Genomic DNA, 11,969 nt, shown 5'->3' on the forward strand with positions numbered 1-11,969 from the left:
CCGATGGCTAGACAGCTCGACCTCTCCATCCGCATCGCCGCAGACGGCCGCGCCGCTGCCGGAGAGATCGAGCGCGTCGAGCGCCAACTGCGCCGCGTGCGGCCCAGTGCGGAGCAATCCTCGCGCGCCATGGCCGGCATGAGCGCCGCTGTCAAAGGCCTTGGAGCCGCCGCAGCCGCCGTCGCCATCGCCAAGATCGGCGGTGCCCTCAGCGACATCGCCCGCGAAGCCGACCAAGCCCAGCGCAACATGCTGCGCACCGAGGCCATCCTCAAAGCCACCGGCCACACCGCCGGCCTCACCGCTCAGCAGCTCAAAGACAACGCCAGCGCCCTGGCGCTTGCCACCCTGCAAAGCGTGGAAGGCGTCGAACAAGCGCAGCAGATCCTACTCACCTTCCGCTCGGTCAGCGGAGACACCTTCACCCGCGCCACTGAGCTTGCTGCCGACCTCGCCACCGTCACCGGCGGAAACCTCAACAGCGCCATGACCCAGCTCGGCAAGGCGCTCGAAGATCCCGTCAAGGGCCTCAACGCGATGACGCGCTCAGGCGTCAGCTTCACCGAAGCGCAAAAAGAGATCATCAAGACCCTTGCCGAAACGAACCGGCAAGCCGAAGCGCAAGCGATGATCCTCGACGAGCTCGCGCGTCAGTATGGCGGCGTCGCCCGCAAAGAAGCCGAAGGCTACGCCGGCGCCGTCGATACGCTTGGACAGCGTATGCAAGAACTGAAGCTCGAGATCGCCGACAGCACCGGCCTGCTCGACTTCATGACCGACGCAACCAACCTCGTCACCCGCGCCGTCGAAGGACTCACGGCCAGCATCAAAGACGGCGTGATCGGCGACGAAATCCAGCGTTGGGGTGATGCCGCCAGCGGCGTCAGCATCCTCGCCAACAAGGTCGGCGATCTCGCCGTCGCCGCCGGCAACCTGATTGAAAAAATCCCCGGGCTCAACGCCGTCACAAACGCCCTCGATGGCATCTCCAACGCATGGCTTCGGTGGAGCCCGGTGGGCATGGCCGGCCGCGCCATCGACGCCCTCTCGGGGATGGGCGCCCAACAGCGCGAACTTGCCACCGCAGGCGCAGAACTCGCCGAGCAGTTCATCCGACAAAACGAAGTGCTCAACCCCTTTGTTGGCTATATCGACGACCTCAGCGCCACTCTCCCCACCGTCACCGTCGAAGCCACAGCACTTGCTCGCAGCGCGGAAGACCTCACCAAAAACTGGAACCTCGTCGCCGACAAGCGCATTAACGCCACCTTGCGCGAACGCTTCCAGCAGATGGTGGAACAAGAAGGCCTCACCGGCCGCATCACCAGCGGCATGCGCGACTACAACAAGCAATGGCAGCTCTATCAAAACTACCTCAACGGCGGCCCCCTCGCCGCCAAACCCGGCACCAGCCTGCACGAACACGGTAAAGCCATCGACTATGTGACCGAAGGCACCAAACGCCTGACCAAGGAAATGGCCGAGCAATACGGACTCAAGGTCCTGCTCTACGACAACAGCCCCCATGTTCACCTTGAACTCTTAGAGTCCGGTAACAAAAAGGCCAAGGCCGCCACCGCTGGCCTCACCGCCGCCCAGCGCGACGCCCAGCGCCAAGCCGCCGCCTACGCCCGCGCCCAACTCAGCGCTGCCACCGCCCTGCGTAACGGCGCTGCCAACATTGAGGACTACCTCGATGGCCTGCGAGAAGAGATCGCCCTCTCGCGGATGACCCAAGCCGAACAGCGCGCCTACCGCGTCGAGCTTGAACTTACCGGACAAGCCCGCCAAGCCGAACTGCGCGCCATCGAAGCCGCCGCCAAAGGCAACACCGCCCTCTCAGACGCCCTCCTGCAAGTCGCCGCCAACTACCGCGCCGCCATCCCCGAGGCGCAAGGGCTCGCCGCTCAGCTCGACGCCGCAGGGCCGAAGATCAACACCTTCGCCACCCTCTGGACCGGCGCCCTGGAAGAGATCGGCAGCGACATTCAAACCCATCTCGCCGACGCCTTCGAGGACCTGTTCAACGGCAGCCTCAAGAGCGCCAAAGACTTCTTCAGCGACCTTGCTGACATCTTCAAGCGCAGCCTTGCCCAGCTCGCCGCCGCCGTGATGCAGAACAAGATCGTCATCCCGATCATGACGACCATGACCGGCATGAGTGGTGCATCACTCGCAGGCGAAGCGCAACAAGCCGTTACTGGTCAAGGCGGCCTTGGTGGCATAGGCGGACTCGGCAGCATCGGCCAACTCTTCACTGGCAACAGCATCGGCCAAGGCATCACCAGCACCTTCTCAAGCATTGGCAATCTAGCCGGCGATGTCTTCGGCAAAGGGTTTGGAGAAGGCTTCTTCTCAACCATGGGCGGCGCTGCCGGCGGCCTACCAAACTGGGCCTTTGGCGCCGGTGGCTTCGGTGGATCATTGCTCGGCTCGATGCTGTTTGATGGCGAGTATGTCGGCATCGCATCAAGTGTGGGCTCCGCTGTTGGCTCCGCCATAGGCCCAGGCATCGCCGCCGGGCTTGGCATGGCGCTAGGCCCCGTCGGCGCCATCATCGGCGGCTTGCTCGGCGGAGTTGGTGGCGGATTCCTTGGCTCGCTGTTTGGCGGAAAACAAGAAGAACCCGGAATGCTCATGTCGGTGAACGACGGTCAGTTCGGCATCGCCGCCGTTAAAGGCATGGAACAGCAAGCGGTTCGTGATGTGGTCAAGCAGTTCGACCAGATCAACGAGGGGTTAAACCAATTCGCCAACCAACTCGGCCTAACCGCAGAAGAAATCGAGAGCATTGATCTTTCTTTCGGTGCGCTTAATGTTTTCGATCCCGAGCAGTTCGAGAAAGATGTCAAGAACAACATCAATAGCACGATGAGCGAAATGCTCGACATCGCGCTTGAAAAGCAAACCGACACCGTTGGGGCGGAATACGCGCACTTGCTTCAGCGTATCCGCGCCGAAACCAACGGAGACGTTGAAGCATTCCTCGGGCAATGGCAGCAGGTCGATCTTGCGCTTGCCAACCTCGCCAACCAACTGCGTGCCACCGGAACAAGTGCTGATGTTGCCTACAACGGCGCAATCCGGGTTGCCAATGCCTGGATGAATCTCGGCGGCACTATGGAAGGTCTCGCCGCAAATGTCGGACACTTCTACAGCGCCTTCTATAGTGAGGGCGAACAGGCCGCAATGCTCTATGAGCAACTTTCGGAAACATTGACTGACTCCATGGGCGCCGCCGGACATGCCGTTCCGCAGACCAACGCTCAATTCCGCGCCCTGGTCGAGTCGCTTGACGTCTCAACCGAAGCAGGCGCAAACACCTACGCCAGTCTGATGCGTTTTGTGCCCGCGTTTGACGCAATGACGCAGGCCCAGGAACGCGCCCAGCAAGAAATGCAGCAACAGGCGCAACAGGCCCAGCAAGAAATGCAGCAACAGGCGCAACAGGCCCAGCAGGAATCAGAGCGTGCGCAGCAAGAGGCGGAGCGGGTCGCCGACGCCATCGCCAGCAAAGAGATTGAACTGATGCGTCTCCAGGGAGATGCGGCTGCCGCGCTCGCTTTAGAGCGAGAGATGGAACTTGATGCGTTGCGTGAAACTTCAGACGCTCTGGTTTCGTTACAGGAAGAAATTTGGGCACTGCAAGACGCCGCTCAATGGGATGAGGCAATAGAATCATTTGATCCTAAGACGTTTACTCATTTAGCCAATGAGGCCGTTATGCCGCTTTTGCGCGTCGGCCTGTTGTTGCCGGAAACTGCAGATGGCTTCGCCGATTTAATGCGTTCAGCGGAGTTAACGGATGATCAGATGGCAGCCATGGCTGACAATTTGCCAGCTTATCGGGCATATTACACTGAGCTGGAAAACCGGCAAAGCGCGATGCGCAATGTTGAAATTGATTCACTGAATCTCACTGGCGACGAGATCGAAGCTGTTGCCCTTCAGCGCCAAAACGAGTACGACGCGCTATATGCCGTCAACCCCGCTTTGGCTGAAGCCACAGCGAATCTTTGGGAGCTTCAAGACGCTGCAAACGCGCTTAAAGCTCCTGACATCGCCGGTCTCTATCAGTCACTCTTTGGTCGTAGCGCGGATGCCGCTGGTTTGCAGTGGCATACTGGCGAAGGATATCAAAGCCAGGGTCAGGCTGAAGCCGCAATGCTTATCAACGCAAGCGCAGAAGACCTCAAAAACACCGTTGATATTGCTTATGAAAAGCTGTTTGGCCGCTTAGCGGATTCCGAAGGTTTGGATTACTGGATTCAACAGATTCAGTCTGGGGCAATCACATCAATCGAGCAGTTTGAAAACGCGCTCATGCTGGGCGCTAATGACCTAGATCTACTAGCTAACGAACTCGCTGAGAAGCTTAGCTTCTCCGACATCCTCAGCGCCTACCAATCCACATTGGGCCGCACAGCAGATGCTGCTGGTATCGGCTATTGGCTCGCAAAGGGGCTGACAGACCAAGAAGAGTTGAAAGAGGGAATCCTGCGAGGTGCCCAGGGCGATGATCTCAATTACCTGATTGACCAGGCGTTCAATCAGCTCTTTGGCCGCTATGGTGATGCTACCGGTCGCGCTTACTGGGCTAAGCAGTGGGCGGCGGGCGTGTTTGAGACTTGGGATGACCTTCTTCAAGCGATGGTTGAGGGCGCTGGTGGCAAAGACCTCGACCGCATCTCTGATCGTAACTTTGAAAAGAGGCGCGAACTTGAGATTGATTTGCTGAGTGCTCAAGGCAAAGAGCAGGCTGCGGTCAATCTTCAGCGCAAAAACGCGCTCGAACAGTTGCCTGCGGAGCTTAGACTTCTCCAGCATGAGGTTTGGTTCGCAGAAGACCTGCAGAAGACAAACGACCAGCTACGCTCGTTTAGGGATGCCGTCAACGCGATCGGCGATGACATCAAAGCCTACAGAGCCTTGAAGTTGCAGGATATTGATCCGGGTTTGAGGCATATCCAAGAGATGATTTGGAACGCCGAGGATCTAAAAGATAGGCTTAACGAGGCAAAAGGCCTGCTGAGTAATTACTACCAGCTCGTTGAAGACACCGAGGCGCTTCGAGAAATTGAACTTGAGTCCATTGACGAGGCTAATCGTGAGTATCAAAGACTGCTATGGGAGCTTGAGGATGCACAGGCCATCTATGATGAGGCGATTAGTCTTTCAAACCAATACTACAGTCTGATCGGAGACACCGCGACGCTTCGAGAGCGTGAGCTTGAGGCGATTGCCCCCGCCAATCGTGAGCTGCAGGAGTTGATTTGGCGTATTGAAGACCTGCAAAAGGCCGCTCAGGAGGCTAAAGGGCTTAGTGATGAGTTTCAGTCGATGCGCATCTCAGTGCTTTCGCTGATTGATGCCGAGGCGGCGTTAGAAGCAGAAAGACAGCTCGAACTCAACGAGACAGATGCAGCCCTGAGGCCATATAAGGAGATGATGTGGAGGATGCAGGATGCCGCAGAGTCTGCAAAAGAAATTTCTAACAATCTCGCCGAGGCTAGTAGTTATCTAGAGAACTTCGCCAAGAGTGTTGAGGATTTGCGCAGGGAGGTATCAGAGACCCCGGAAGAGAAAGAGTTTGATTACCAAAAGCTCTTGACTAGGGCCAGGGATGGGGATCGAGATGCGCTCGATGACATACTAGGCACAGCTTCGTCTTATATCGACTCAATCAAAAAGACTTCGGCCACTCGGGTAGATTACTTATTGGGCGCCAACAATGTCCTTAAAGAGCTGAGTGAGTTGCCTGAGAAACTTTCGCCTAATGACCTTCTTATATCTGCCATCGACAACCAGACTCGGGAATTATCAGGCGCTCTTGACTCCATTGACGTTAATGCGCTGCTGACCATTGCCGATGCAGAGGCTGCCATCAATTTCGTGATGGACGCTGATATCCCTGATGATTTGGAAGCTCTGGCGCTGGGCCGTTTACAAGATATTACTAGGGAAATCACTTTGACGATGTCTCAGACATCGGATCAGTTCGTCAAGAATTTGGCTGCTGAGGCTGCTGCGACTGAGATCCTTAACATCAGGCTGGCCACCGAAATGCATAGCGATGGCTTGTTGGACGGTGACCAGTTTAAGCGGATGCTCGAAAGCTCCATCACGATGGAGATGCTGATGGATCTGCAGGATGCGGTTAACACAGAGATGGGTGTAGCAGATTTTGAGAATTTAATCCATCAAAGCAATCCTGAAGTTTTGGATCTGGCGGCCAAGGTTTTGTCAGAGAATGGTTCTGAGATAAGCCTTCAGCAGTACCGAGCCCTTTTGGCAGAGGGTGATCCAGAGATGCTAATGCTCACAGCTCAGGCCTTAGCTGATAGTGGCTCAGAGTTGACACTTGATGGGTACAGAGATCTGCTCGCAGCTACCAGCCCACAGTTGCTTGACCTCGCCGCAAAAGTGCTTTCTGGAGGCGGCACAGAGTTAACTCTTTCACAGTATAGAACGCTACTGGCAGAGGGCGATCCAGGCATGCTCAGCCTTACAGCCAGTGCTTTGTCAGATAGTGGCTCAGAGTTGACACTTGCTGGGTATAGGGATCTGCTAGCGGCAGGTAGCCCTGAGGCTCTAGAACTAGCCGCGTCAGTTGTTGACAACAGCGGTGGCATTTCGATGGCCCAGTACCAAACATTGCTAGCGGCAGGTAGCCCTGAGGCTCTACAACTAGCCGCGTCAGTTGTTGACAACAGCGATGCGAATACGATTTCGCTCTCTGGTCTCAAAGGGTTGCTGGATGCAAACGGCACAATCACGAAGAACATGAAATTCCTTTGGGAGACTGAGAACATTGACACAGGCCTTCACAACCTCTTGAAGGACCAGCAGCTGAATCTGAAACAGGGCATCAAGATGTACCTGGAGACCAGCACAACTAATGCTGAAAACTTCACCGAGGCGGGTTTGGCCGATTTGATCTCATTTGCAAATAACAGTTCAAGAACGATTTCTCTGCTTGGTGTATTAAGCACGTCACTAGAAGATCATGGCATTGATTCTGATGAGTTTAGAGATTTGATCAATGGCGCAATTGCGGTTGACGCTCAACTTAGCGCCTCAATGGAAGATGGCGCTCTGAGCGCGACCGAACTGCAGAATCTCTTAAAGAGCCAGGATGGCCTAATCAGGGAGATTGGACTCGAGTTTGGTGTGTCTGGTCTGCCTAAAGAATCCGAGGATATCTTTGAAACGGCCATCAATGCTGTTGGCGAAGCTAAGCGTAGAATTGACCGCATGCTTCATTATGGCCCGAACTTTCGTGACATGATAACTAAATCAGATGTTAGGGAGGCGATTGGAGCATTGGATCAGGGCGAGCTTGATGGGATCTGGAAGACTGAAGAAGCGTCTGAGTATCGTCGTGAGCTTCAAGGCATTCTGGACAACTTTGGTCAGATATTGAACCCAAATCGCTCTGCTCTAGAGAACTGGAGCGGCATGCTCGCTGACATGCAAGCCAGTTTGGGTATTGATTTGAGCACAGCATCGATGGATCACCTTCTCGAAGGTTTGGTCAACGATGGAATCATCACGGCAGAAATTCAGGCGGAAATAACCGGCCTTGATGGCGTGGATGGTTGGAAACGTGACTTCCTCGCTGTTCTCGGCGGCTCTAATTTGGCTGAAGGGCAGCTTAAGTTCCTGTTTGAGGATGACTATTTTAGCCGCCTCTCTGAAGTTATTGGATCTAATGACTTCTACGCGAACCTCTTTGCTGATCTTGACATGCTGCGTGAGTTTATTGCTGCCAATATTGGGGCGTTTGACGAAAATTCTAACTTTACACTCAGTTTCGCCGAGTTTAAGGATTACTTCAACGACCTTGGGGTTACTGATGATGCTATGCTCAGAGAGTGGTTTGATGTATTAGATTCAAATAACAATGGACAACTGGAGGTGATGAAGGAAATCAGTACCAACACCGTTGACCTTTCCGCAGCATTGACCGGTGTTGAAAGTGCGATTGGCGCTGTCGAGTCCGTTATTGTGGGTTTGGATACCAATCTAGTTGGCGCTGTAAAGACCATGGATACAAACTTGGTTTCACTTTTGGGGGCGATTAACAGTGCCTTGGATGGTCTTGCTGTTGAAGAAGAAACACCTCCAGTTGGTCTAGACCTCGATTATATCGCAGCGCTTTCTAAATATGGAGGAACGGCAAAAAACGCAATAGACGCGGGTACCAGGCAGGTGCTGGCTGCAGAAGCGCGTGAAGCCGATCAATCGCACCTTGCAAGAATTTTAGATTCGGATAATGAGCTTGCCACTAACCTATGGAATATCTGGAGCGGCAGCCACCCCAACAACCATATCAATGACAAAAGCGGAATCGACCGCTATGAGCAGTGGCTCGGAAGTGTGGTTGACCAGTATGAGCAATACCCAAATCCAGATAATTTTTCCAGCTGGTATCAAATGGCTACCCTTGCTTTGAGAAAGTGGGGGCAAAAGGAAGACTACACTACTTTTGGTGGTACAAACATTGCCGCCCAAGAGATAGTAGACGCAGTTCAAGAAGCAGGCATCCATAGAGATGATAAAGGCGAATTTCGCCTTATTGGTGTGGAAGGACTTGAGCGATACGTTCGACACAACTACGCCGAAGGCGGCATCCACCCTGGCGGTCTGCGTCTCGTCGGCGAGCGCGGCCCAGAGCTGGAAGTCACCGGCCCGTCCCGGATCATGAGTAACGAAGACCTGATGCGGGCACTTCAGCCTCAGCCTGATATTCAGGCCGCACCGCCAATCAATCTCATTCAATCTGAAGCCGGGTCTGACCCTGAGCTACTGGCTGCTCTTGAAGAGCTGCAAGCCGAGCTTCACGAGCTGCGCATGGAACAGCGCAAGCAGCACAACGCCTCGCATCGTGAATTGAAAGAGCTGCGCGAGATCGAAGAGAAGCGAGAAGTCATCGGCCAGCCTAAGATTAGGGAGGATGCGTAATGGGTCACATGGTTATTGAGCAAACGCTCACGCTAAACAGCACGAACGTCGATGACTCGCTCGACCCCACGACGGAATGGGCGACCACCATGGATGCAGTGAACACTGGCGATCAGGTTGTTGTTAAAACTGAGTCTAACGGCACAACGCAGATCTTTCCGTTTGAAATCTATCAAGCGGTTGCGGACAGTGTAACCAGCTATCCGCCAGCCACACCGTCTGAATGGGTGAGGGTTGGTGCATCGAACGCACATAAGATGTTCGATGGTAAAAATAACTCGCGCACCATCGCTACTCATTCGACAGGCAATATTGTTACCGAAGTCGTCCCGAAGGGTAGGCCGAAGTTCGTCTACCTGTACGGATTACGCAACGTCACCAAAGTCGAAGTCGACGTCAGCTATACGCACGATGGCTCCCCGAGAACAGACACCTTTGAATCTGACCTGCTCATCAGTTATTCAGCCGTTGGCTTTTACTCCTGGCTATTTGACATCAAATCCGTTGACCGCGCTTACCGATCGAGCGCCGGATTTTTCATCCCGACCGTTCCCGCCCCACCTAACGAACCAACGATCACGGTGACGCTCTACGGCGCCCCGGACATTTCCGCCGAATGCGCGCAGCTGATCATTGGAACGGGGTTCTGGCTCGGTGACACGGAATGGGGTGTAGAACCAACCCTGCGGGATTACAGTACGTTTGAAGCCAATGACTGGGGAGATAAGGTGTTGGTGCCAAGACAAAACACACGCGAGATCAGCGGAACATTGTGGGTCAATACGCAAGATTATGATCGCGTTTTCCAAATCTTTGAAAGCCGCATCAATCAGCTTGCGCTCTTCGATTTCAACAACGGCGACGAAATCTCATCCTCTGGCGTTAAAGACGCTCTGCGTGTGTACGGCAAACTCTCCTCAATCTCTGGCGGTTTGAAGTACAACAAGACCCCAATCAACCTGAAAATCGAAGGCAATAGCTAATGGCTGAAATCACGCAACCTCTGACCCCCTACACAGGGGTAGTTCCAAACCCGGCTACGCAAACCCAAGCCCAGCTTGATGCTGCCGCAACGTCTTGGGCGAGCTGGCTCGTAACCGCCGGAAATCAGTACCCGACTTGGGGTGATCAGGTCAATGCGGTCGGGGTAGAAGCGGTAGCGTCTGCGAATATTTCCACGCTGGCGAAGAACCAAGCGGAAGACTACGCAGCCAGCGCCCAGGTCGACGCTCAAGCCGCTACCAGTGCCCGTGCCGCCGCACAAGTGGCCCAAGCAGGTGCAGAAGCCGCAGAAACCGCAGCCCAAGGCTACGCCAGCCTCGCCCAAGCGACGAACCCAGATACGCCAATTCGCGTCAACCCCAACGCTATCACCGCCGATTTCACGCTGCCTGCCGGCTACAACGGCCTCAGCGCAGGCCCCATCGAAATCACCGACGACGCCATCGTCACCGTCACCCCCGGCAGCACCTGGACCATCGCCTAGTCCATCGCGCCCAACGCCGCCTCTCAACAACTAACACCGCAAGAGCACCCCTATGAGCATCGCCCGCGTCAACAGAATCGAAAGCGTCGACGGCGCCCCGGTCCGCTTTCCCAACGGCATCAACACCGCCCCAGAGATCGGCCTTATCGGCACTCCGGGAACCCTAGGCTTCGGCGTCGGCGCCTACCCCAACAGCGCCCGCTTTGGCCTCTACCCACTCAACAGCGCCGAAGACATGGAGTCAGACACTTACGGCAACTACCAAGCCAACAACGGCAGCGTCTTCGTCTTCGTACCCAAGTTTTACTACCGCTACGCCAGCACCCAAAACCCAACCTACGCCACCTACGGCCTCAACAGCATCGACATCGCCGGCACCGACCGCTTCGTCAACAAAGCCTCCGCCAACGCCGCCGGCTACGCCATGCCGCGCGCATTCATCGACGGCGGCCGCGAGCTTGACGGCTTCTTCTATTTCAAATACTTCGCCAGCCGCGACGGTAACACCGTCCTCAGCCTGCCCAACCGCTCACCCATCAGCCTCACCACCGACGCCAACTACACCCGCAGCAGCGACATGACCGACTGCACCGGCATCCTCGCCGATGCCGTCACCCTCGCGCGCACCGTCGTCCCCGGCTTCAGCCACGCCACCTCCATCTTCCAGCGCAGCGCCTTAGCCCTGCTCAGCCTCGCCCACGGCCAAGCCGCCACCAGCGCCGCCCACTGCGCCTGGTACGACGCCAGCAACACCACCAACTTTCCCAAAGGCTGCAACGACAACAGCCTGGGCGACACCAATGATGCGGAGGTCATCTACGTGACCGCCGGCGACACCGGCAACGCCGCCAAGCCGCTCACCGGCTCCGGCGCCCCATTCTCCAAGACCACCCACAACGGCCAACCCTCCGGTATCGCCGACCTCAACGGCAGCATGTGGGAGGTCTTGCTCGGCATCACCGCGCCTGGCACCAGCGCCACCGACAGCACCCAACGCCTGAATGGTGATGTCTACGCCCTCAAAGAATCTGTCGCTCTGGCTAACCTGCTTGCCGGCTGGACCCAAGGCGGGGTGACCGGCGACGCCAACAACGCCTGGGGCGATGCTACCCACTTGGCGACCCTCTATGATGCGAAAACAGCCCTCCTCCCCTGGGCCGATGAAGAAAACTGGCAACGCTTCGGAAATGGCAGCAATCAGGTCTTTGATGAAGCGCTCTCAGGAGACGGATGGCTCAGAACCAATAGCGGTATCCCGCAAGATACTGACGGCATCAGCGCTGGCGGTACCAACCTCTTTGGAGTCGACGGCTGTTACCGCTATAATCGCGCAAACGTGTTCCCGCTCGGTGGCGGCAATTGGTACAGCACCGCCAGTGCCGGCGTGTTCGCTCGGTACTGGAGCAGCCCTCGCTCCAGCGTCACCGCGGGCAGCAGCTTTCGTGCTGCCGTCCCCGCCTTTGGACAGTAACCGTGTTGGTGGCGCGATAGCGCCCCCCGCCCCCCATGGAGCTCAAGG

At 56.1% G+C, this 11,969-nt stretch carries 4 protein-coding genes; all 4 read left to right on the top strand.

Annotation, left to right across the window (positions count from 1 at the left end; all coding sequences use genetic code 11):
* The first annotated feature begins 3 nt into the window (after window positions 1-3).
* The 4 genes from VBE63_RS15375 to VBE63_RS15390 are packed head-to-tail and all read left to right on the top strand — an operon-like array spanning window position 4 to window position 11,921.
* A complete protein-coding gene (locus VBE63_RS15375) occupies window positions 4-8,964 on the top strand; it encodes a DUF4214 domain-containing protein (protein WP_323683910.1) in 8,961 nt (2,986 codons plus the stop codon).
* Between the two features lie 8 nt (window positions 8,965-8,972).
* Window positions 8,973-9,947, top strand: coding sequence for a hypothetical protein (locus tag VBE63_RS15380; RefSeq protein ID WP_323683911.1), 975 nt, complete (start codon window positions 8,973-8,975; stop codon window positions 9,945-9,947).
* Complete coding sequence (locus VBE63_RS15385; RefSeq protein ID WP_323683912.1) at window positions 9,947-10,450, top strand: hypothetical protein; 504 nt, start codon at window positions 9,947-9,949, stop codon at window positions 10,448-10,450. The genes VBE63_RS15380 and VBE63_RS15385 overlap by 1 nt, the downstream gene beginning before the upstream one ends.
* A 52-nt stretch (window positions 10,451-10,502) precedes the next feature.
* Window positions 10,503-11,921: a hypothetical protein gene (locus VBE63_RS15390; RefSeq protein WP_323683913.1), complete on the top strand. Its 1,419-nt coding sequence runs from the start codon at window positions 10,503-10,505 to the stop codon at window positions 11,919-11,921.
* Window positions 11,922-11,969 lie beyond the last annotated feature (48 nt).

Source organism: Lamprobacter sp., assembly GCF_034860625.1.
GTDB lineage: Bacteria > Pseudomonadota > Gammaproteobacteria > Chromatiales > Chromatiaceae > Lamprobacter.

Excerpts from the sequence above, each read along its gene's own strand:
- VBE63_RS15375 (WP_323683910.1), top strand. The coding sequence starts at position 4 with ATGGCTAGACAGCTCGACCTCTCCATCCGCATCGCCGCAGACGGCCGC.
- VBE63_RS15380 (WP_323683911.1), top strand. The coding sequence starts at position 8,973 with ATGGTTATTGAGCAAACGCTCACGCTAAACAGCACGAACGTCGATGAC.
- VBE63_RS15385 (WP_323683912.1), top strand. The coding sequence starts at position 9,947 with ATGGCTGAAATCACGCAACCTCTGACCCCCTACACAGGGGTAGTTCCA.
- VBE63_RS15390 (WP_323683913.1), top strand. The coding sequence starts at position 10,503 with ATGAGCATCGCCCGCGTCAACAGAATCGAAAGCGTCGACGGCGCCCCG.